Below are 22548 nucleotides of genomic sequence, written 5' to 3' on the forward strand. Positions count from 1 at the left end.
CGTGAGCCAGCAGAGCGACCGCGAACGCGCGCTCTCCTGGCTCCGGCAGGTGTCGGGCGAACTCTCCACCGCGACGATCAAGCGGCTCGAGGACACGCTGCCCTGGTACAGCGAGATGCCACCGGGGCGTCGCTCGGCCGTCGGGCTCGTCGCCCAGGCCGGCATCACCTCGTTCATCAGCTGGCTCGAGGGCACCGCGTCCACCCCGTGGATCGCCGCGGCCGACGTCTTCGGCTCCGCGCCGCGTGAGCTCCTCCGGTCCGTGAGCCTGCAGCAGACGCTGCAGCTCATCCGGGTGGTCGTCACCGTGGTCGAGGAGCGCGCCAAGGACGACGAGATGCTGCAGGAGGCGATCCTCAAGTACTCGCGGGACATCGCCTTCGCGGCTGCCGACGTCTACGCCCGTGCGGCCGAGGCCCGCGGGCTCTGGGACGCCCGACTCGAGGCGCTGGTCGTCGACTCGATCCTCTCCGGCGAGTACGACGACGAGCTGCCCTCCCGGATCGCGGCGCTCGGCTGGCACGGCCACGGCGAGGTCGCGGTGCTCGTCGGCACCGCACCGAAACAGCTGGAGGTCGACCAGATCCGCCGGACGGCCCGCCACATGGACGCCGACGTCCTCATCGGCGTGCAGGGATCCCGGCTCGTGGTCGTCATCGGCAGGGCGACGCCGCGCGACGACGTCCCCGAGGGCGAGGACCCGGTGTCGTTCACCGCGATCGCCCAGGCCCTCGAGCCGTCGTTCGGCGAGGGCCACCTCGTGCTCGGCAACGAGGTCCCCGGCGTGGTCGACGCCTCGACGAGCGCCAAGGCCGCCCTTGCGGGGTTCGCCGTTGCACGCGCGTGGCGCGGTGCACCGCGTCCGGCACTCGCCGACGACCTGCTGCCCGAACGGGCCCTGGCCGGCGACCCGCTGGCCCGGTCCGCGCTCGTGCAGCGCATCTACGTCCCTCTGAAGGACCAGTCCACCGAGCTCCTCCAGACGCTCTGGTGCTACCTCGACACCGGGCGCTCGCTCGAGGCCACCGCCCGTGAGCTCTTCGTGCACCCGAACACCGTGCGCTACCGCCTGCGCCGGGTCGCGGACATCATCGGCTGGGACGCCACCCACGCCCGGGACGCCCTGATCGTCCAGTCGGCGCTCATCCTCGGTGCGATGTCCGAGTCGGCGTCCGGCCGACGGCGCCTGCCCCAGCGCCGGTGAGCCGCGAGCCGGTCGGCGCCGGCACGCGGACCCGCTCCGCACCGCGGCTTGTAGGACTTCGCACAATGTCGCGCGGGGATTCGTGTGGGAAGTCCACACGGACCCCGCGTGCCGTCCCCGGCAGGATTGTCCGGTGATCGTCGTCGTCGCGCCCGGACAGGGCTCCCAGACCCCAGGCTTCCTCGCCCCCTGGCTCGAGGACCCCGCAGTCCGTGACCGTGTCGGAGCCTGGTCGGACGCCCTCGGCGTCGACCTGGTCGCCCACGGCACCGTCTCGGACGCCGAGACGATCAAGGACACCGCGCTCGCGCAGCCGCTGATCGTGGCGGCCGGGCTGATCACGGCCGGTGCACTGCTCGCAGACGGTCGCCGTGACCTGGTCGGCGGCGTGGCCGGACACTCGGTCGGCGAGTTCACCGCCGCAGCCGTCGCCGGCGTCCTCGAGCCCACCGACGCCCTGACGCTCGTCGCCGAACGGGGGCGCGCGATGGCCGACGCCGCTGCCATCGAGCCGACCTCGATGGCCGCGGTCCTCGGTGGCGACGCCGACGAGGTCGCCGCCGCGCTCGACGCCCGCGGTCTCGTGCCCGCGAACCACAACGGCGGCGGCCAGACCGTGGTCGCCGGCGCTGCCGACGCTATCGCCGACCTCGCCGCGAACCCGCCGGCGAAGGCCCGGGTCGTGCCGCTCGCCGTCGCCGGCGCGTTCCACACGCGCTACATGGGCCCGGCGGTCGAGCGCGTCGCCCCGGTGGCCGCAGCCGCCGCGGTGCAGGACCCGACGCTCCCGATCTGGACGAACGCCGACGGCTCCCGCGTCGACGACGGCCGACGCTTCGTCGACCTGATGGTGCAGCAGATCGCGAACCCCGTGCACTGGGACGCCGTGATGGAGTCGTTCTCCGCCGCCGGCGTCACCGGCATCATCGAGCTGGCCCCGGCCGGTGCCCTCGTCGGCCTCGCCAAGCGCGGTCTCCGCGGTACCCCGACCGTGGCGATCAAGACCCCCGACGACCTGCCCGCAGCCATCGAGCTGCTGCAGGCCGCGAAGACGGAAGCAGAGGCGACCGCGTGACGGACGCGACCGACAGCACCGAACCGACCCGTGCCTCCCGGCCGATGCTCCAGCAGCGTCGCGGCCACGAGTTCACCCGCATCCTCGCCTACGGCGCGGCCCGCGGCGAGAACGTCGTGCCGAACGACGACCTGGTCGGCCCGATCGACTCGTCCGACGAGTGGATCCGGCAGCGCACCGGCATCGTCACGCGCAAGCGTGCCGGTGCCGACACCGAGGCGGTCGACCTCGCCGAGATCGCCGCACGGGAAGCCATCGCGAAGGCCGGCATCGAGCCGTCACAGATCGGTGTCGTCCTGGTCAGCACCGTCACGCACACGGTCGCGACCCCGTCGATGGCGTCGCTCCTCGCCGAGCGGATCGGGGCGACCCCGGCGGCCGCGTACGACGTCAGCGCCGCGTGCGCCGGCTACGCGTACGGCATCGCGCAGGCCGACTCGTTCATCAAGTCCGGCCTCGCCGACCACGTGCTGGTCATCGGTGCCGAGAAGCTCAGCGACGTCGTCGACCCGACCGACCGCTCGATCTCGTTCCTCCTCGGCGACGGCGCCGGTGCGGCCGTCGTCGGTCCGAGCGAGTTCCCCGGGATCGCTCCCACGATCTGGGGATCCGACGGATCGAAGTGGGACGCGATCGGCATGACCGCGACCTACAACGAGTGGGCCGCCGGCGCGCCGCGTCCGACGATGCGGCAGGCCGGTCAGACGGTGTTCCGCTGGGCCGTCTGGGAGATGGTGAAGGTCGCCCGCGAGGCGATCGAGGCGGCGGGTGTCCGCCCGGAGGACCTCGCGGCGTTCGTGCCACACCAGGCCAACATCCGCATCATCGACGAGTTCGCGAAGCAGCTCGGTCTGCCCGACACGGTGGCCATCGCCCGCGACATCACGACCACCGGCAACACCTCCGCCGCGAGCATCCCGCTCGCGACGCACCGACTGCTCGAGGAACACCCCGAGCTGTCCGGCGGCCTGGCCCTGCAGATCGGCTTCGGCGCCGGTCTCGTCTTCGGCGCCCAGGTCGTCGTCCTCCCCTAGCCCCCCCCCGAGCCTCCGCGCACGAGCACGGCCCGTGCCCTAGGCTGGTCCACGGTCAAACGACACCCCCTCAAGGAGAATCCCCATGGCCCTGTCCAACGAAGAAGTCCTCGCCGGCCTGGCCGAGCTGATCAACGACGAGACCGGCATCGCGACCGACACCGTCGCCGCCGACAAGTCGTTCACCGACGACCTCGACATCGACTCCATCTCGATGATGACCATCGTCGTGAACGCCGAGGAGAAGTTCGACGTGAAGATCCCGGACGAAGAGGTCAAGAACCTCAAGACCGTGGGCGACGCCGTCGACTACATCGTCAAGGCGCAGGCCTGACGCGAGCTTCCTGAGCGCCGCGGCCCCGGCGGAACAGCCGCGGGCCGTGGCGCTCGACTCGTCCACCGCGGACCGGCTGCACCGGTCCGCCGGCCCGACCGTCGTCGGTCCGAACCGGCCCGGCGTTCGTCGGTCCGACCCGGCTCCGTCCGGCACCGCCACGAGCGGCCGGACGTCCTCACGAAAGAACACGTCGTTCCATGACCAACAAGACCGTCGTCGTCACCGGGATCGGTGCGATCACGCCCCTCGCCGCGACCGCCCCGGAGACGTGGGAGGCGCTGCTCGCCGGCAAGTCCGGCATCACCCGCATCGAAGACCCGCGCTACGCCGAGCTCGAGCTCCCCGTCGAGTTCGCCGGCCAGGCGCGCCGCTTCGTCACCGACCAGCTCACCCGTCCGGAGACCAAGCGCTTCGACCCGTCGTCGCAGCTCTCGCTCATCGCCGCTCGCGAGGCCTGGGCCGACGCCGGCATCGACGCCGAGTCCGTCGTGCCCGAGCGTCTCGTCGTCGACTGGGCGACCGGTATCGGCGGTGTCAACACGCTCCTCGACGCCTGGGACACCCTCCGCGAGAAGGGCCCGCGCCGCGTGATGCCGATGACGGTGCCGATGCTCATGGCGAACGGCCCGGCGGCTGCCATCGAGATGGAGTTCGGCGCCCGAGGCGGTGCCCGCACCTACCTGTCGGCGTGCGCGTCGAGCACCGAGTCCCTCGCCGAGGCGTACCGCCACGTCGCGACCGGCGAGGCCGACATCGTCATCGCCGGTGGTGCCGAGGCCGCCCTGCACCCGCTGCCGCTCGCCGCGTTCGCGGCCATGCAGGCGCTGTCGCGTCGCAACGACTCGCCCGAGACCGCCTCGCGTCCGTACGACGTCACGCGTGACGGGTTCGTGCTCGGCGACGGCGCGGCGGCGCTCATCCTCGAGACCAAGGAGCACGCCGAGGCCCGCGGCGCGACGATCTACGCCGAGGTCGCCGGTGCCGGCATCACCTCGGACGCGTTCCACATCACCGCGCCGGACCCCGAGGGCAGCGCCGCCGCCCGTGCCGTCCTCCAGGCGCTCGAGCACGCCGGTGCCGCGCGCGAGGACGTCGTCCACGTCAACGCGCACGCCACCTCCACGCCCGTGGGCGACGTCGCCGAGTACCACGCGATGCGCCGTGTCTTCGGCGACCACCTCGACGACGTCGTGGTCTCGGCCACGAAGGCGTCGACGGGGCACCTGCTCGGCGGCGCCGGCGCGATCGAGGCCGTGTTCACGGTGCTCGCGCTGCACAACCGGGTCGCGCCGCCGACGATCAACCTCACCGACCAGGACCCGGAGATCGTCATGGACGTGGCGCGCGAGCCGCGCCAGCTGCCCGACGGTGACCTGCTCGCGGTGAGCAACTCGTTCGGGTTCGGCGGGCACAACGCCGTGGTCGCGTTCCGCAACGCGTAGTCGCGCCGGTCGCGCCGGTCGCCCTCGTTGCGCCGGTCGCCCTGGTCGCGCCGGTCGCGCCGGTCGCGTCCGTTCCGGCCCGGAGGCCCGCCCCGCGTCGTCGGGGCGGGCCTCCGCTGGTTGCGTGGCCGGTCTGGTGCCGTGCCGCCGCCGCTGCTGCCGCCGCCGCCGCCGCCGCGAGTCTCGCCCAGCCGGACACTCTCGCGGGTCCCACACCGCGGAACTGTCCGCTGAGCCGAGTCTCGCCCAGCCGGACACTTTCGCGGGTCCCACGCCGCGGAACTGTCCGCTGAGCCGAGTCTCGCCCAGCCGGACACTTTCGCGGGTCCCACGCCGCGGAACTGTCCGCTGAGCCGAGTCTCGGACGACGCCCGGCGCGACTCGTGGCGGCCCGGGGACGACGAACGCCGCCGGGCACGAGGCCGGGCGGCGTTCGGGGAAGCGGAGGAAGCGCGGGGGTGGGTCAGCCCACGCGGTGGAGCCAGACGACGGGATTGCCCTCGGCGGCGTGGCGGAACGGCTCGAGTTCGTCGTCCCAGGCCTGGCCGAGCGCCAGACGCAGCTCGCGGTGGAGTTCGAGCGCGTTGCTGCCGGCGACCTCCATGGCGTAACGGACGCGGTCCTCGGGGACGACCATGTTGCCGGTCACGTCGGTCTGCGCGTAGAACACCCCGAGGTCGGGCGTGTGCATCCACCGGCCGCCGTCGGAAGCGCTGGTCGGCTCCTCCGTGACCTCGTACCGCAGGTGCTCCCAGCCGCGCAGCGCAGAGGCGATCGCGGCTCCGGTGCCGACCGTGCCGGTCCACGTGAACTCGGTGCGTCGGGCGCCGTCCTGCGCCGGCTGGTCGAGCCACGAGAAGTTCACGGCACGGTTCATCGCGCGACCTGCCGCCCATTCGACGTGCGGGCAGAGCGCGCGTGGTGCGGAGTGCACGTAGAGCACCCCGGTCGTCGTTCCGTTCACGGTTCCTCCGATTCGTCAGGTGCGACTTCCCCATCGACCTGAGCACTCGGAACCGTTCTCGGAACCATCGGTATGCGATTGTGATGTCCTGCCGGACACGCCCATTATGCAGCGTCAGCGCTGGGAACGCCAGGCCGGGACCGTCGTCAGTGCAGAACCGCGCCGGAGGCGTCGACGGGGTGCCGCTCCCCCGCCGCGATCGCCGCCGGGATGCGGTTCTCGGCGGGCGGGACCGGGCAGGCGAAGAGGTACGAGAATGCGCACGGCGGCAGGACGGCGCGGTTCCAGTCGAGGACGACCTCGGCGGGTCCGCCCGGGTCGTCGAGGTACAGGAAGCGGCCCATCGAGTACGTGCTCGACGGATCGTCCTCGGGAAGGGCGCTCGTAGCGTCCTGGACGATGAGCTGCAGCCGTGCGGAGCCGCGGAACGCCGCGGACCGGACCGCCACGAGGCGCACGGCGACGTCGCCGACGGTGGTGGTGACGTGCCCGGCGACCGGGAGCGGGACGCCGGCGGCGTCGAGGACGCTGCCCCGAGCCTCCAGGCCGTCGCGCACCGGTTCGTACCTCCCGGAGGTGACCCACGTCGCATCGTGGTCGAAGCGGGCGATCCCGGCGAAGCGGGCGATCGCCTCCGAGGAGGGGTCCCACACGCGCAGCGTGCGGTCCGTCACCGTGCCGGCGAGACCGTCCGAGAAGGACACCACCGACGGCACGACGGCGTGGTCGCCCGCGACGAGGACCGTGCCGTCGACCGGGACGCTGTCGACGACCACCCCGTCCCCGAGCTCCGCGGTGACGGTCAGGCCGCCCGGTGCCGGTGCCCAGCGCCCGGGCACCGGCCACACGGGCTGCTCGACCTCGACCTGCTGCGCGTTCACGAGCGCGAGCGGCCCACGGGGCCCGCGTGCCCAGCGGTCCCGGTCGGCGATGTGCTCGGCGAGGCCGGTCACAGTTGCTGTTGCCGCGGGTAGATGACCTTCTGGACGATGATGATCACCGACGCTGCGATCGGCACCGCCACGAGTGCGCCGAGCACACCGCCGATGGTGCCGCCGGCGACGGCGGCGATGACCACGAGGGCCCCCGGCACCTGCACTGCGCGGGACATGATGCGCGGAGAGATGACGTACGCCTCGACCTGCATGTACACGAGGTAGTACACCGCCGCTGTCAGCGCCGTCGCCGGTGAGGCGAACAGGCACAGCAGCGAGATCACGACCGCGGCGCTGAGCGTCCCGACGAGCGGGATGAGCGACCCGAGGAACGCGAAGGACGCCAGCAGCACGGGCAGCGGGGCGCCGATGATGAGCAGGAAGACCAGACTGAGGACGCCGTTGATGAGCGCCTGCGAGATCTGGCCCACGACGTAGCGGCCGACCGCCTGGGTGATCTGCTCGCTGACGTCCACGAAGTTCCCGCGGCGGGACGCTGGGACGAACCGGTAGGTCATCGACTTCAGGCCGCGCATGGACGCGAGGAAGTAGAGCATCAGGATGAGCACGATGAGGGCGCCCGTCAGCCCGGACAGGATGCCGCCCCCGACCGCGAGGATGCCGCCCCCGAGGTTGAGCAGGTTGCCCGGGTCCTCGGCGAAGGACTGCACGGACTGCAGTGCGTGCTCGACGTCGAACGCCCCGCTCAACTGCTTCGAGAGGTCTCGGAACCAGTCCTGTCGGGAGATGTCCTGGATGATCTCGGGGAAGTTCTGGATGAGGTTCGTCGCCTGCTGCACCAGGATCGGTACGACCGCGAAGATCACCCCGACGAACGCCGCCAGCACAGCGACGACCACCGCGAGGATGGCGGTCCAGCGCGGGATGAAGCGCTCGAGGAACGACACGAGGGGGTCGATCCCGAGCGCGAGGAACAGTGCGACCCCGATGTAGACGAGGACGGTGCTGAGCTCCCGGACCACCGCGCCGGCCGCGAGGGCGACGAGCACACCGATCGCGCCCATGAAGCCGATGCGGAACGCGTTGACGCGCACGCCGGTGCCGCCGCGGGTCACCTCGAACGTGACGTTCGGGGTCGGTCCGAGGGGGTCGTGGTCGTGCGGCTTGCGCCGTGGGAGCTGCATGGGCGGCCTTGTCTCGTGTGCTGCTCGGACCCGCGTCGGGATCGTGGGGCGGGCCGTGTCTCGTGTGCTGCTCGGACCCGCGTCGGGATCGTAGGGCGGGCCGTGTCTCGTGTGCTGCTCGGACCCGCTTTCGGATCGTAGGGCGGGCCGGGTCTCGTGTGCTGCTCGGACCCGCTTTCGGATCGTGGGCCGGGCCGTGTCTCGTGTGCTGCTCGGACCCACTTTCGGATCGTAGGGCGGGCGGGACTCGAACCCGCGGATCGTTCGGTTATGAGCCGACTGCCTTGACCAGCTTGGCTACCGCCCCTCGCCGGCGACCCGTCAGGCCACCGGTTCCCCACGATACAGCGCCTCGAACGTCGCGAGCGTGCGGTTGATGTCGTGTGGCTGGATCATCGCGAGGCTCCGCTGCCGCATCGCGACGTAGTCCTCGTCCGACGCGGTGAGCACGGTCGTGAGCTTGTCGGCGAGGTCGCGTTCGTCACCGGGACGGAACAGGTACCCGTTGCCGTCGATCAGGTGCGGCAGTGCCATCGAGTCGGCGGCGACGACCGGGAGCCCCGACGCCATGCCCTCGAGCGACGAGATGCTCTGGAGTTCCGCCGTCGACGGCATCGCGAAGACGGTCGCGTTGGTGAGCGCGGTGCGCTTGTCCTCGTCGGACACGAACCCCGCGAAACGCACGCGGTCCTCGAGGCCGAGCTCGCGGACGAGTGCGGTGAGCTTCGGGATCATCTCGCCGCCGCCGACGATGGTCAGGTGCGCGTGCAGCTCCGGTGGGAGCAGCGGCAGCGCCCTGACCAGGACGTCGAGGTTCTTCTCGGGCGCGACACGGCCGACGAACACGATCTCGTTGTTCGCCGGACGGCCCTCGCGTGCGACGTACCGGGTGACGTCCAGTCCACAGGAGATCGCGAGGACCCGCTGTCCGGCGATGGCCTTGCGCAGGTAGTCGGCGGCGAGGTTCGTCGGCGTCGTGATGGCGTCGGCGATGCGGTACGTCTTCGCTGCGTCGCGCCAGGCGATCCGGATGGCCGTCGGGATGATCCTCTTGCTCAGCGGGACGTAGTCGAGCAGGTTCTCCGGCATGAAGTGGTTCGTCGCCACCACCCGGATGCCGCGGTCGTGGGCTTCACGAGCGACCCCGCGACCGACGACGATGTGCGACTGGATGTGCACCACGTCGGGCCGGACGGCATCGAGGATCGGAGCGGTGAGCTTCCGGACGCTCCACGGCCAGACGAACCGGAGCCAGGCGTGCGTCGGCCACTTGTACGACTTGAGACGGTGCACGACGAGCTGGACGCCACGGTGCTCCTCCTCGAAGGTGCCGTGGTGGCTCGAGGACGCGGGCGCCACGACGTGGACCTCGTGCCCCCGTTCGGCCAGCCCGACGGCGAGCTGCTCGGCGAACGTCGCGGCGCCGTTCACGTCGGGCGGGAAGGTGTCCGCCGCGATGAGCACCCGCAGCGGTCGGCGTCCGGCCGTCGCACCCGTCGACTCGGCGGTGGCGTTGGTGGCGTCTGCTGACACGGCGGGCAAGGTCCTCTCGTGGGCGGTGTCCTGGTCGGAGTGGAACGCTACCGTACGCGCTCTCGGCCCGGCGTCCGCCTCGCGGAGGACCCCGAGCTGCGCACGCGGGTGCCGCACAGGTCAGGGCCGTGCACGTCAGGACCGGGTCTGGGGGTGGTGCTTCGCGAGGAGGAACACCCCGGTGATCGCGATCGCCGCCGCGACGACGAACCCGAGCACCGCACCGACGGGCGCGCCGGTCGCCTCGTCGAGGACGATCACGCCGATGCCGACGGCGACGATCGGGTCGATGACGGTGAGCCCGGCGATGACGAGGTCGGCGGAGCCGCTCGAGTAGGCGTTCTGCACGAAGTACCCGCCGAGCGACGCGGCGACCACCACGCCGAGGATGGCGACGGCCGTGAGCCAGTCGAACGTGCCGTTGAGCAGGCGGTTCAGCACGACCTTCGCCAGGGTCGCCACGAAGCCGTAGAGCACGCCGGCGCCCACGATGTAGTACAGCGCGTTGCGGTGCTGCGCGACGAAGCGGAAGGAGACGAGCACGAGCGCGAGCACGACCGCGAGGATCACCAGCACCGTGATCAACTGCTGGCGCGTGATGGCGCTCTCGCGCCCGACGAACGCGGCGATGGCCACGAAGATGCCGACACCGATGATGCACGTCCACACCGCACGGCGCGCCCGACGCCCGAGTGGGACACCGCTGGCACGCGAGGAGAACCACGTCGTGATGACGAGCGCGACGGCGCCGAGCGGCTGCACGACGATCAGCGGCGCGTTGGCGATGCTGAACAGCTGCAGCACGACGGCAAGCCCGAGCATGAGCGTGCCGAGCACCCAGTACCCGCTCGACACGAGTGCGAGGACGTGCCGGACGCTGAGGCCCTTCGACTGCCGCCCGAGCCGGGCCTCGACCCGTTGGACGCCACGGCTCTGGAACTGCGCGCCGAGCGACAGGAACACCGCACCGAGCAGTGCGACGGGGATCATGAGCGCCTGGAACGGGGTCAGGTTGCTGACCGCGTCGGGGAGCGGGAGGTCCGTCGTCACGCGTCGAGGCTACCGGTCCTCGCCGGATAACCTGGGTGAATGGCCGTCCTCCCGATCCGCATCACCGGTGAACCCGTCCTCCACGAGCGCGCCACGGAGGTGACCGAGTTCGACGACGCACTCCGCGAGCTCGTGGCGGACATGTTCGAGACGATGGACCTGGCGCCCGGTGTCGGTCTCGCCGGTCCGCAGGTCGGGGTCGGGAAGCGGCTCTTCGTCTACTCATGGACCGATGATGACGAGGTCCTGCACCGCGGCGCGGCGGTCAACCCCGTCCTGTGGATCACTCCCCCGGTCCCCGAGGCTGTGGAGGAACTCGACGAGGACGACGAGTCCGAGGGGTGCCTCTCGATCCCCGGTGAGCGCTTCCCCCTCCGGCGATCAGCGGGCGCGCTCCTCCGCGCCGTCGACGAGCACGGCGATCCGTTCGAGGTCGAGGCCCACGGCTGGCTCGCCCGCGTCTTCCAGCACGAGTACGACCACCTCGACGGCTACCTCTACGCGGACCGACTCGGGCACCCCTACGGCAAGCAGGTCACGAAGGCCATCCGGAAGAACAGCTGGGGCGGACCGGGCAAGTCGTGGCTGCCCGGGCGCGACCACCCGGAGGGCTGATCAGCCCGCGCCGCGGCGCGCGGCCGCTCTGCACGCTGGCAGTCCGGCTTGGAGGCACGGCTCACCCCCGGTAGGTCGCCAGCGCCTCCCGCAGGCGGTCGTGCTCGGGGTGACCGGGACAGTAGGCGAGCAGACCCGCGGCACGCTGCGCAGCGTGCGCCGTGCGGACCGGTTCGGCCCACGGTCCGGCACCCCGCACCGCGCACCAAGCCGCGAGCTCGTCGAGCGTCGCTGTGCCGTCAGCAGCGCGGACCGCGTCGGCCTGCTGGTCGGACATCGCGCTCCCGGTGGTGCGGGTCGCCGTGCACGATGCCCGACGGTCCTCCCACACGGCGGAGTACGTCGTGTAGGTCTCGGTCGCGTCGCCCTTGCCCGTGCGGCACGTGAAGGCGAACATGACCGGCGCGGTGCCGGTCACCGCTGCGCCCGCGGCCCGGGTGTTCGACGGTTCCTCGGGGTCGGCCTCGGCCGACGTGCACGCGCTCAGCAGCACGCTCGCCGCGACGGCGAGCGCCAGGGTGAGGACGGGCCGGATCGAGCGCACCTGAGAACGCTAACAGGCTCCCCCGCGCACAACCCGAGTCCAGCGCAGACCACCCGAGTCCAGCGCAGACCACCCGAGTCTCGTGCAGCCCCGCACACCCTCACACCCATCCCCGCCGACACCCACGCGCGCCGCGCACGCAAAAGACCCCCACCGCGAACGGTGGGGGTCTGTCGCTCCCCGAGTTGGACTCGAACCAACAACCTGCCGGTTAACAGCCGGCTGCTCTGCCAATTGAGCTATCGAGGATCAGTTGCTCTGCTGAACAACGGGTAACAGCATAGCAGCACGCGGACCCCGCTCACCGCATCGGGAGCACACCCCGGGCGTGGCGGGCTGCAGTGACGGCGGACGACCGACTCAGTAGCCCGCGGCCGGGTCCACGACACCGACGTAGCCCGTGCCCTCCCCGCCGAGGAACGCGACCGTGTTCGCCCGCACGCGCTCGGCCAGGAGCGGCGCCACCATCTCCGGTGTGTCTGCCTGGTGCGGCGTGATGATCGCCCCGGGCTCACTCCAGAGCGGGTGGCCGTCCGGCAGCGGCTCCGGGTCGGTCACGTCGAGTCCCGCGGCAGCGATCGAGCCGTCCCGCAGTGCGGCCACCAGTGCGTCGGTGTCCACGAGTCCACCTCGTGCGATGTTCACGAGCCGCGCCGAGTCCTTCATGAGCCCGAACTGGTGCGCTCCGAACAGCTTCGACGTCCCGGAGGTCATCGCGGCGGCGATCATCACGACGTCGGCGTCGGGCAGGACCTCGTCGAGCTGGTCGGTCGACACCGTGCGGTCGGCGGACTCCACCGGGGCCGACGACCGCCGCACGACGGTCACGTGCACGTCGAACGGCCGCAGCAGCCGGATGTACTCGAGCGCGATGCCGCCGGCGCCGACCACGACGACGTTCCTCCCGTACAGCGACACACCCTCGGGCTCGGTCGCCCAGGAGGTCGCCCGTGCCCGCTTCTGCAGTACCCGGAGCGTGCCGAGGGTCAGCGCGAGGGCGTGCTCGGCCACCGGCTCGGCGTACGCGCCCTTGGCGGAGGTGAACAGGACGCGGTCCCCGTGCGCCTCGATGAGCCCGGCGAAGGCGTCGACCCCGGCGAACGGGAGTTGCACCCAGGACACGTCGGGAGCATCGTCGAGCGCTGACGCGAGTCCGTCCGGGTCGCGTGGGTCGAGCCAGACGATCCCGCGGGTGTCGGGACCGAGCGGGGCGACGGTCCCACCGGCCTCGACGACGGCGGAGACGTGCAGGTCGGCCTCGGCGGGCAGGACGGCGACGGGGCCGGCCTGCGGCGGGGCGACGGGCAGCGGAGCTCCGGCGTCGGTGACGACCGCGCGGTGCCCGCGGACCCCCGCTGGCGCGGCGGCGCGACCGGGCGTGGCGCTCACGCCTGCTCCTGCCGTTCGAGCCGAGCGACGGTCGCAGCGGGGACGCCGAGCGACGAGCCCCTGACGGCCGAGGATCCGGACGCGGCCGACGAGCCGGACGCGGCCGACGAGCCGGACCCGGAGGAGCCGGACCCGGTCGACGAGCCCGCGCCGGACGGTGCCGCAGCCCCCGACGGGCTCGAGCCGGGCCGCCGCGGCGCCGACGATCGACGGGGCGACGACGGTGCCGCGGCGGCACCGGCTCCGGCGGGCCGTCGCTTGACCGGGCGGGATGCCGTGGAGGCGAGGGTCTTCACGTACGGGTCGACCGGGTTGTCGAGCACCTCGTCGAACGTCCCGAGCCCGACGAGCCGACCGTCCGCCATGACGGCGACGCGGTCGGCGAGGGCTCGGGCCTCGCGGAGGTCGCTCGACACCACGATCGCCGAGAACTGGCGGTTCCGCTGCAGGTTCGCGAGGGCCTCCAGGACGGACTGGCGGACGAGCACGTCGACGCCGCGCGCCGGTTCGTCGGCGACGAGCAGCTGCGGTTCGAGGATGAGGGCACGCGCCAGGGCGACCCGCTGCCGCTGACCACTCGACAGCTCCCACGTGTTGAGGCGCATGGACCCGAGCGGCAGGTGCACGGCGTCGAGCAGCCGGGCGACCATGAGCCCCGCTTCCTTCCGGTCGAAGCGGCGGTCGCGCACGTAGATCGGTTCGGCGACGGCCTCGCCCACGGTGAGGTCGGGGCTCAGCCGGTCGGCGCCGTCCTGCGGGAGGTACCCGATCCGCCCGCTCAGCCGGTCGAGCTTCCGCGACGACGCCCGGAGTCCGCGGGTCTTCTGCCCGAGGACGGTCAGTTCGCCGCCGACGATCTGGCGCCGGTACGCGCCCTCGCCCTCGCCGTGCGCGCCGAGCTGCCCGGCGATCGCCGCCGCGAGCGTCGACTTGCCCGACCCGGACTCGCCGAGGACCGCGAGGATCTCCCCCTGCCGCAGCGACATGCTGACGCCGTCGACCGCGCGGATCGGCTCCCCCGCTCGCCCGCTCCGGTACTCGATCGACACGTCGTCCGCGACGACCGCCGGGCCGTTCACCGCGATCATGGGTCCCCTTCCACGCCGCCCCCTGGCGGCGGTCCGCGCGGCGACGTGGGAGACGTCGCCGCGTGTGCACAGCAGTGGAGGCGACCGCCTGGAGGCGCGACTCGCGTCGTCGACGCGGGTCGCGCCTCCAGGCCGGTCCGGTCGGGTCAGGACCCGACGTTCTCCAGTGCCTCCAGCGTACGCCGTCGCTCGGCCTGTTCGGCCGGGTCCGGCACCGGGAGCGACGCCAGGAGGCGCTGGGTGTAGGGGTGCTGCGGAGCGCCGAGGACCTGCGCGGTCGTGCCGGTCTCCACGAGGTCGCCGCGGTAGAGCACCGCGATCCGGTCGGAGAGCGCGCCGACCACGGCGAGGTCGTGGCTGATGAACAGCGACGCGAACCCGAGGTCCTGCTGGAGCTCGAGGAAGAGCTCGAGGACCCGTGCCTGCACCGACACGTCGAGCGCACTCGTCGGCTCGTCGGCGATGAGGAGCTTCGGCCGGAGCGCGAGCGACCGCGCCAGCGACGCGCGCTGGCGCTGCCCGCCGGAGAGCTCGTGCGGGTAGCGGTCGCCGTACGCCGCCGGCAGCTGCACCGCTTCGAGCAGCTCGTCGACCCGCTTCCGGGCAGCACGCGGGCTGCGGACCTCGCCGTGCACGACGAGGGGCTCGGCGACGCACTCCGCGATCGTGAGCAGCGGGTTGAAGGACGTCGCCGGGTCCTGGAACACGAACCCGATGTCCTTGCGGTGCCGCTTGAAGTCGCGCTCCCGGTAGCCGAGCATCTCGGTGCCGAGGACGTTGAGCGAGCCGCCCGTGATCCGCGTGAGGCCCGCGATCGCCCGCCCGATGGTGGTCTTGCCCGAGCCGGACTCCCCCACGAGACCGAGGACCTCGCCGGGGCGGATCGCGAGGTCGACGCCCTTGACCGCCTTGAACGCGTGCGACCCGAGCCGGCCGGGGTACTCGATCTCGAGCCCCGTCGCCGACACGAGCGGCTCGACGTCCTCGGAGATCGCGGCGCGGCGGGCCGTGCCCGTCGAGGACTCGAGTCGGGGCACCGCGGCGAGCAGCCGCTTCGTGTAGTCGGCCTGCGGGTTCGCGAAGAGGTCGCGGACCGGGGCCTCCTCGACGATCTCGCCCTGGTACATCACGGCGACGCGGTCGGCCAGGTCGGCGACGACGCCCATGTTGTGCGTGATGATGACGATCGCCGCGCCGAACTCGTCGCGGCAGCGCCGGAGGAGGTCGAGGATCTCAGCCTGCACGGTCACGTCGAGCGCGGTGGTCGGCTCGTCGGCGATGATGACGCTCGGTTCGAGGGCCAGTGCGCTCGCGATGACGACGCGCTGCTTCTGCCCGCCGGAGAACTGGTGCGGGTAGTGGTCGACGCGCTCCTCCGGGTCGGGGATGCCCACGCGGCGGAGGTAGTCGATCGCCTTCGCCCGGGCCTCCTTCTTCGAGACGCCACCGTGGGCGCGCAGGCCCTCGGCGATCTGCCACCCGACCGTGAAGACCGGGTTGAGCGCGGTCGACGGTTCCTGGAAGACCATGGCGCCCGCGGTGCCGCGCAGCTCACGGAGCTTCTGCGCGCCGACGCTCACCACGTCGGTGCCGTCGAGGTACACGGCCCCGCCGAGCGTTGCGGTCTCGGGCATGAGCCGGAGCATGCTGCGGGCCGTGACGGACTTGCCGGAACCGGACTCGCCGACCAGCGCGAGCACCTCGCCCGGCCGGACGTCGATGCTGACGCCCTTGACGGCGTCGACGGCACCGTTGTCGGTCGCGAAGGTGACGGTCAGGTCGTCGACGACGGCGACCGCCTCGGTCGTGGTGTCGCCGGCCTGGAGGCGCTTGCTCGCCCCCGGCGCGTTCGTTGCGTCCGTCATGCGGCCGCTCCTTCCGTGCTGGCCGCCTGCTTGCGGGACACCAGCTGCTTCAGCCGGCGGCGGGCGCGCAGACGGGGGTCGGAGATGTCGTTGAGGCTCTCCCCGATGAACGTCACGCCGAGCACGAGCACGACGATCGCCACACCCGGGAAGACACCCGTCCACCACACGCCCGACGCGACGTCGGACAGTGCGCGGCTGAGGTCGTAGCCCCACTCCGCGCCCGCGGTCGGGCCGATGCCGAACCCGAGGAAGCCGAGGCCCGCGAGCGTCAGGATCGCGTCGCTCGCGTTCAGCGTGAGGATGAGCGGCAGGCTCCGCGTGCTGTTGCGCAGGACGTGCCGGGTCATGATCCGCCACGGGTTGGTCCCCATGACCCGGGCCGACTCGACGAACGCCTCGTTCTTCAGGCGGACGGCCTCGGCGCGGACGACCCGGAAGTACTGCGGCACGTACACCACCGTGATCGAGATCGCCGCGGCGATGATGCCGCCCGCGTAGCTCGAGTTGCCGCCCGACACCACGATCGAGACGACGATCGCGAGGAGCAGCGACGGGAACGCGTAGATCGCGTCGGCGACGACCACCAGGACCCGGTCGAGCCACCCGCCGAGGTATCCGGAGACCATGCCGAGGACCACACCGATCGTGATCGACACGATGACGGCCACGATGACGACGAGCACGGCCGTGCGGGCGCCGTAGACGACGCGGCTGAACACGTCGAACCCGCCGACCGTGGTGCCCCAGATGTGCTCCGGGCTCGGGGCAGCCGTGCGCGGGAAGCCCTGGCCGTCGGCGCCCTGCAGCTGGCCGAAGCCGTACGGGGCGATGAGCGGTGCGGCGATCGCGACGATGAGGTACAGGGCGCAGATGACCACGCCCGTGATGAGCATGGCGCGCTGCCAGCCGGTGCTCCTGCGGAGCTGGACGACCACGGGCAGGCGCTTCCACAGCGGCTCGTGGCGGTCGACGAGGGCGGTGTCGGCCATCGCTAGAACCTCACTCTCGGGTCGATGAGCGCCGCGACGACGTCGACGATGAAGTTCGTCACCGCGACGATCACCGCGAGCATCGCGACGATGCCCTGGACCGCGACGAAGTCGCGGGCCGACAGGTACTGGTTGAGCTCGAAGCCGAGCCCGCGCCACCCGAAGGTGGTCTCGGTGAGGACGGAACCACCCAGCAGCATGGCGATCTGCAGGCCCATCACGGTGATGATCGGGACCAGTGCCGGACGGAAGGCGTGGGTCCGGACGAGCCGCGCCTCCCGGACGCCCCGAGAGCGCGCCGCGTCGACGTACTCGGAACCGAGCGAGCCGATCATGTTGGCGCGCACCAGGCGGAGGAAGATGCCGGCGGTGAGCAGGCCGAGTGTCAGCGCGGGCAGGACGGCGTGCGCCAGCACGTCCCCGATGATCTGGGCGTTGCCGGTGCGGAGTGCGTCGATGATGTAGATGCCGCTCGCGCCGGGGATGTTGTCGAGGACCAGGCTGACCCGGGTCGAGGCGCGGTCACCGAGCGGCAACCAGCCGAGCCAGACCGAGAACACGAGCTTGAGGAGCAGACCGCCGAAGAACACCGGCGTCGCGTACGTCAGGATCGCGAGGGCGCGGAACAGCACGTCCGGCCACTTGTCGCGGACGTACGCGGCGAGCATGCCGAGCGGGATGCCGAGGACGAGCGCGACGATGAGCGCGTAGAAGACGAGCTCCGCGGTCGCGCCGCCGTACTGCAGGATGATCTCGGTGATCGGGCGGTGGTCCGTCGTCGTCTCGCCGAAGTCCAGCCGGACGATGTTGCCGAGGTACTCGAGGTACTGCACGAGGACCGGTCGGTCGTAGCCCGCGGCGTGCAGGCGTTCCTGCAGCTGGTCGGGGGTGAGACGACCGCCGACCGACGCGGTGATCGGGTTGCCGATCACGCGCATCAGGAAGAACACGAGCGTCACGAGGATGAAGACGGTCGGGAAGATCAGGAGGAACCGGACGAGGACGTACCGGCCGAGTCCGCCGCCCTGCCCCGAGGCACGTCGCTGTGCCTGGGGCTTGGTCGGGTCGGTGGCCAGGTCCGAGCTCGCTCCGGGGCCGGCGCCGGGGCCGACCTCGGGAGTGCTGAGGGTCACGGGGTGGGTGCCTTTCGGGACGTGGTCAGGGGGCGCTCCGTGGCGGAGCGCCCCCTGGGGTCACATCGGTGCTACTTGGAGAGGGTCGCGTAGCGGAACTTGAAGGAGGCGTCGAGGGTCAGGCCCTTGACGTCCTTGCCGGCCACGGCGATCGACTTGCCCTGCAGGAGCGGGAGGGTCGAGATCTGCTCGGCCTCGCGCTGCTGCGCCTGCTCGATGAGGTCGGCGCGCTTCGACGCGTCCGACTCCGCCTGCTCCTCGGAGATGAGCTTCTGGATCGTCGGGTCGTCGTAGTGGTTCTGCACGAAGTTGTCCTTCGTGAAGAACGGCGACAGGTAGTTGTCGGCGTCCGAGAAGTCCGGGAACCAGCCGAGCTGGTACACCGGGTAGGCGTCCTTCGTGCGGTCCACGGCGTAGGTCGTGTAGACCGTCGACTGGATGTTCACGGTGAACAGGCCCGAGTTCTCGAGCTGCGTCTTGAGCTCGGCGTACTCGTCGTCCGAGGTCGAACCGTAGTGGTCCGGCGCGTACTGGATGTCGAGCTGGACCTTGCCGGAGACACCGGCGTCGGACAGCGTCTGCTTCGCCTTGTCGACGTCCGCGCCGCCGTTGCCGTCGCCGTAGAGGGTCTTGAACGGCGTCGCCGCACCGGTCAGGCCGTCCGGGACCATCGAGTACAGCGGCGAGTACGTGTTGTTGTACACGTCCTTCGCGAGCTTCTCGCGGTCGACGACGTCCGCGACCGCCTGGCGGACCGCGAGGGCCTTCTTCTCGTCAGCGCCGGACTGGCCGGTGCCGAACGGCTGCGTCTTGAAGTTGAAGACGAGGTAGCGGATCTCGCCGCCGGGGCCGTCGGTGACCTTGACGTTGTCGTCCTTGCGGAGGTCGGCGATGTCGGTCGGCGTGAGCGAGCGGTACGCCACGTCGACGTCGCCCTTCTGCACGGCGAGCTTGAGGTCGGTCTCCTTGGTGTAGTAGCTGGCGGTGACCTCGTCGGTCTTCGCCTTGCCGAGGAGGCCGTCGTACTCCTTGTTCGCCTTGTACTGGATCGTGTCGTTCTCCTTGTACGAGGTGATCTCGTACTGCCCGGCGAACGCCTTGCCCTTGACGATGTCCGCCGCGGGGGTGAGCTTGTCCGCGGAGAAGACCTGCTCGTCGACGATCGGACCGGCGGGGCTCGAGAGCACCTGCGGCCAGGTCTGGTCGGCGTGGTCGAGGTTGAACACGACCGTCGTGTCGTCCGGGGTGTCGATGCTCTTGAGGTTGGCGAGCAGGGACTGCGGGCCGTTCTCGTTGTTGATCTTGAGCTCGCGGTCGAACGAGAACTTCACGTCGCTCGACGTGAGGTCGTGGCCGTTCGCGAACTTCAGGCCCTTCTTGAGGGTGACCTCGTACGTGGTCGGGTTCGTGAACTCGCCCTTGGTCGCGATGTCGGGCTTGACGTCCGGGCTGCCGACGGGGGTGTTCATCAGGAACGGGAACACCTGGTTCTGCACGGCGAAGGAGCCGTTGTCGTAGGAGCCGGCCGGGTCGAGCGACGTGATCTTGTCGGTCGTGCCGATCGTCATGCCGTTCAGGTCGGCGGACGACACGCTGCCGCTCGCGCAGCCGGTGAGCACCAGCGCCGTCGCTGCTGCCCCGGCGCCGAGCGCGATGCCGCGCTTGCCCCACTTGGTGACGGATGCCATGTCCGTGTACCTCTCTGGTGATGATTGCAGGAGTCCTGACCGGCGGGTGGAACGACTGTGTGCCCGGTCAGGAACGCTCATTGGTACCACCCTGTCACGGAACCCAACGAACCGAGGGCGATTTGTTTACACCGCTGTAATGCAGGACCGCGTCGTCTGGCGCATCATGTCGCCGGTCCCGAGCGGCGTGTCACGCACGATTGTTGCGTTGGGCAACAGTGGCCGGTCGCCGGGCGTGTCGGGTGCTTCGAGCCGTCCGTCTCGGTCGGGCGATGCGCGGAGGTTCCAGAATGTCGGAATCTCGCGGCGCCCGAAGACCGGTGCGTGGAACCTCGGCACCATGCGCGCGGCGAGTCCCGGAACCTCGGCGTGGCGCCCGTCCTGGTCGCACGACGTGCCGCGCGCGCCCGCCGTGGTCGGCGATCCACGCGACCACCCGCGGCCTGCCGGGAGGCACGGGTCGCCTCCGCCACGCGCTGCGCGGCTCCCCTCGTGGTCGCGCGCGTGCCGTGCTGGTCGCGGCAGCGCTGGCCGGCGGCCGCCGCGTCCGCCCGAAGAACGGTCAGCGCTGGCCGGCCGCGGCCGCCGCGGCCTCGGAGTCCGCACGCAGCCGCATCCGCTGTGCGTCTATGTCGACGAGCTGCCGCTGGATCTCCGCGCGACGGTCGGCCTGCTCGTGCGGGTCCGCCCGCTGCAGCTGGCCGAGCAGCGACGCCTTGCGCGCGAGGAGGTCTCGCTCGACCAGGGCCACGACGATGCTCCGGCAGTACAGCGCGAGGTCCTCGTCGGTGCGGGCCGGGATCGGGGACAGCGCGAGTTCCTGCACGAGGCTCCGGAGCGGTGCCGGCACGTCGGAGATCAAGCGGTCGAGCCAGTCGCCCGCCCCGATCGCGTCGACGTTGGCCACGACGGCATCCCGGACGACGGCGAGCATCGGCGCCGAGAACGTGGCCGCGGCCGCGAGGCCGAGCAACGGCGCACCGACGTGCCCAGGCTGCTGCACCATCGCCATCACCGCGTCGCGCTCCATGCGGGTGATCGGGTCGTTCGGGAGGGATCGCAGCCCGGCCACGGGCTCGTCGGCTGGGGCGACCAGCTCGCCGCCGGGACCCGCCTGCGCGACCGGCACCGTCCCCGCGGCCCGGTCGTCCTGCGCACCGCGCGCTCGCTGCCGGGCGTTCTCGACCGCGCGACGGACCTCCGGGATGTCGAGGCCGAGCCAGCCCGCGAGCTCCCGAACGTAGCCCTGCGTCAGCGACCGGTCGCGGATCGTCGCGAGCACGGGAGCCGCAGCCCGCAGCGCGCCGACGCGACCCTCGACGGTCTCGAGGTCGTGCCCGTCGAGGGTGCGCCGGATCATGAACTCGAACATCGGTCGCTTGTTCGTGACGAGGCGCCGGATGGCGTCGTCGCCGCGCGCGAGCCGGAGGTCGCACGGGTCGAGCCCCTCCGGCGCGACCGCGACGAAGGTCTGCGCGGCGAAGCGCTGCTCCTCCGCGAAGGCCCGCGAGGCGGCGCGCTGCCCGGCGTCGTCCGGGTCGAAGGTGAACACGACCTCGCCGTTGGCGTTCGGGTCCGCGCCGCTCACGTCGCCGAGCATCGGGCGCAGCACCTTGATGTGGTCGACACCGAACGAGGTCCCGCACGTGGCGACCGCGGTGGTCACGCCCGCGAGGTGGCACGCCATGACGTCGGTGTACCCCTCGACGATGACGACCTGCTTCTGCTTCGAGATGTCCCGCCGGGCGAGGTCGATCCCGTAGAGCACCTGGCTCTTGTGGTAAATCGGCGTCTCGGGGGTGTTGAGGTACTTCGGGCCCTTGTCGTCGTCGAGCAGGCGTCGGGCACCGAACCCGATCGTGGCCCCGGTGACGTCGCGGATCGGCCACATGAGCCGACCACGGAAGCGGTCGTAGGGCGAGCGGTCGCCCTGGCTGACGAGCCCGGCGCTCGTGAGTTCCTCGAGCGTGAAGCCACGGCCGCGCAGGTGGTCCTTCAGCGCGTCGTACGACTTCGGCGCGAAGCCGACGCCGAAGTGCTGCGCCGCGCCCGGGTCGAAGCCGCGCTCTCCGAGGAAGCGCCGCGCGGGCTCGGCTGCCCCGATGGTGAGCTGCGACGTGAAGAACTCGAGGGCCGCCTCGTTCGCGGCGATGAGCCGCGCCCGGGTGTTGTAGTCGGTGCGCGGCCCGTCGCCCTCTTCGTAGTGGAGCGTGTAGCCGATCTTCGCAGCCATGCGCTCGACGGCCTCGGCGAAGGTCGTGTGGTCCTGCGCCATGATGAAGCTGAAGACGTCGCCGTCCTCACCGCAGCCGAAGCAGTGGTAGCGCCCGACCTGCGGTCGGACGTGGAACGACGGCGACCGCTCGTCGTGGAACGGGCAGAGGCCCTTCATCGAGCCGACGCCCGCGTGCTTCAGCGTGACGTAGTCGCCGACGACGTCCGCGATGTTGACACGCGAGCGGACCTCGTCGATGTCGTTCCGCGCGATCCTGCCAGCCACCCCTCGATCCTAGTT

At 71.4% G+C, this 22548-nt stretch carries 19 protein-coding genes and 2 tRNA genes; 6 read left to right on the forward strand and 15 right to left on the reverse strand.

Annotated features, from left to right (window positions below):
- Position 1: 1 nt before the first annotated feature.
- The 5 genes from NS184_RS03335 (at position 2) to fabF (ending at position 5092) form a co-directional block, all read left to right on the forward strand.
- Positions 2-1204: a PucR family transcriptional regulator gene (locus tag NS184_RS03335; protein ID WP_193750380.1), complete on the forward strand. Its 1203-nt coding sequence runs from the start codon at positions 2-4 to the stop codon at positions 1202-1204.
- 133 nt (positions 1205-1337) lie between these two features.
- Entirely contained in the window at positions 1338-2279 is a 942-nt protein-coding gene (locus NS184_RS03340) for an ACP S-malonyltransferase (protein ID WP_058724727.1), read from the forward strand.
- A gap of 44 nt (positions 2280-2323) precedes the next feature.
- On the forward strand, positions 2324-3313 hold the full coding sequence (locus NS184_RS03345) for a beta-ketoacyl-ACP synthase III (protein ID WP_058724747.1): 990 nt from the start codon (positions 2324-2326) through the stop codon (positions 3311-3313).
- An 85-nt stretch (positions 3314-3398) separates the two neighbouring features.
- On the forward strand, positions 3399-3647 hold the full coding sequence (locus NS184_RS03350) for an acyl carrier protein (protein WP_022903951.1): 249 nt from the start codon (positions 3399-3401) through the stop codon (positions 3645-3647).
- 200 nt (positions 3648-3847) lie between these two features.
- Positions 3848-5092, forward strand: coding sequence for a beta-ketoacyl-ACP synthase II (gene fabF / locus NS184_RS03355; RefSeq protein ID WP_058724728.1), 1245 nt, complete (start codon positions 3848-3850; stop codon positions 5090-5092).
- 463 nt (positions 5093-5555) lie between these two features.
- Here the strand turns inward: fabF and NS184_RS03360 are convergent, their stop codons facing one another.
- The 6 genes from NS184_RS03360 to NS184_RS03385 form a co-directional block, all read right to left on the reverse strand.
- Positions 5556-6035, reverse strand: coding sequence for a DUF3145 domain-containing protein (locus tag NS184_RS03360; protein WP_083513421.1), 480 nt, complete (start codon positions 6033-6035; stop codon positions 5556-5558).
- Positions 6036-6202: 167 nt separating this feature from the next.
- The gene (locus tag NS184_RS03365; RefSeq protein ID WP_058724730.1) at positions 6203-7009 is read right to left on the reverse strand and encodes a DUF1684 domain-containing protein; all 807 of its coding nucleotides are present in this window, start codon (positions 7007-7009) and stop codon (positions 6203-6205) included.
- Complete coding sequence (locus NS184_RS03370; protein WP_083513417.1) at positions 7006-8136, reverse strand: AI-2E family transporter; 1131 nt, start codon at positions 8134-8136, stop codon at positions 7006-7008. Before NS184_RS03370 ends, NS184_RS03365 begins: the two co-directional genes overlap by 4 nt.
- A 232-nt stretch (positions 8137-8368) precedes the next feature.
- Positions 8369-8443: transfer RNA gene (locus NS184_RS03375), tRNA-Ile, on the reverse strand.
- 14 nt (positions 8444-8457) lie between these two features.
- Positions 8458-9669, reverse strand: a complete 1212-nt coding sequence (locus tag NS184_RS03380; RefSeq protein WP_058724731.1) for a glycosyltransferase — start codon at positions 9667-9669, stop codon at positions 8458-8460.
- Between the two features lie 135 nt (positions 9670-9804).
- Entirely contained in the window at positions 9805-10719 is a 915-nt protein-coding gene (locus NS184_RS03385; RefSeq protein ID WP_193750381.1) for a DMT family transporter, read from the reverse strand.
- 39 nt (positions 10720-10758) lie between these two features.
- Between NS184_RS03385 and def the strand changes: the two genes are divergently transcribed.
- Entirely contained in the window at positions 10759-11334 is a 576-nt protein-coding gene (def, locus tag NS184_RS03390) for a peptide deformylase (protein WP_058724732.1), read from the forward strand.
- A gap of 61 nt (positions 11335-11395) precedes the next feature.
- Here def and NS184_RS03395 read toward each other — a convergent pair whose 3' ends face one another.
- From NS184_RS03395 to dnaG, 9 genes are all read right to left on the reverse strand, one after another.
- Positions 11396-11878, reverse strand: a complete 483-nt coding sequence (locus NS184_RS03395; RefSeq protein ID WP_058724733.1) for a hypothetical protein — start codon at positions 11876-11878, stop codon at positions 11396-11398.
- A 176-nt stretch (positions 11879-12054) separates the two neighbouring features.
- Positions 12055-12127: transfer RNA gene (locus NS184_RS03400), tRNA-Asn, on the reverse strand.
- A gap of 111 nt (positions 12128-12238) precedes the next feature.
- Complete coding sequence (locus NS184_RS03405) at positions 12239-13186, reverse strand: D-isomer specific 2-hydroxyacid dehydrogenase family protein (RefSeq protein ID WP_152998037.1); 948 nt, start codon at positions 13184-13186, stop codon at positions 12239-12241.
- 77 nt (positions 13187-13263) lie between these two features.
- Positions 13264-14355 carry an ATP-binding cassette domain-containing protein gene (locus NS184_RS03410; RefSeq protein ID WP_083513418.1) on the reverse strand — a complete coding sequence of 364 codons (1092 nt, stop codon included), beginning with the start codon at positions 14353-14355 and terminating at the stop codon, positions 13264-13266.
- A 146-nt stretch (positions 14356-14501) separates the two neighbouring features.
- Complete coding sequence (locus NS184_RS03415; RefSeq protein ID WP_242862957.1) at positions 14502-16220, reverse strand: ABC transporter ATP-binding protein; 1719 nt, start codon at positions 16218-16220, stop codon at positions 14502-14504.
- Positions 16217-17212: an ABC transporter permease gene (locus NS184_RS03420; protein ID WP_058724735.1), complete on the reverse strand. Its 996-nt coding sequence runs from the start codon at positions 17210-17212 to the stop codon at positions 16217-16219. The genes NS184_RS03415 and NS184_RS03420 overlap by 4 nt, the downstream gene beginning before the upstream one ends.
- Before the next feature lie 2 nt (positions 17213-17214).
- A complete protein-coding gene (locus NS184_RS03425) occupies positions 17215-18345 on the reverse strand; it encodes an ABC transporter permease (protein WP_430733533.1) in 1131 nt (376 codons plus the stop codon).
- A gap of 71 nt (positions 18346-18416) precedes the next feature.
- Positions 18417-20033, reverse strand: a complete 1617-nt coding sequence (locus NS184_RS03430) for an ABC transporter substrate-binding protein (RefSeq protein ID WP_058724736.1) — start codon at positions 20031-20033, stop codon at positions 18417-18419.
- Positions 20034-20595: 562 nt separating this feature from the next.
- A complete protein-coding gene (gene dnaG, locus NS184_RS03435; protein WP_058724737.1) occupies positions 20596-22533 on the reverse strand; it encodes a DNA primase in 1938 nt (645 codons plus the stop codon).
- Positions 22534-22548: the final 15 nt, after the last annotated feature.

The organism is Curtobacterium luteum (assembly GCF_001475545.1).
Lineage (GTDB): Bacteria > Actinomycetota > Actinomycetes > Actinomycetales > Microbacteriaceae > Curtobacterium > Curtobacterium luteum_A.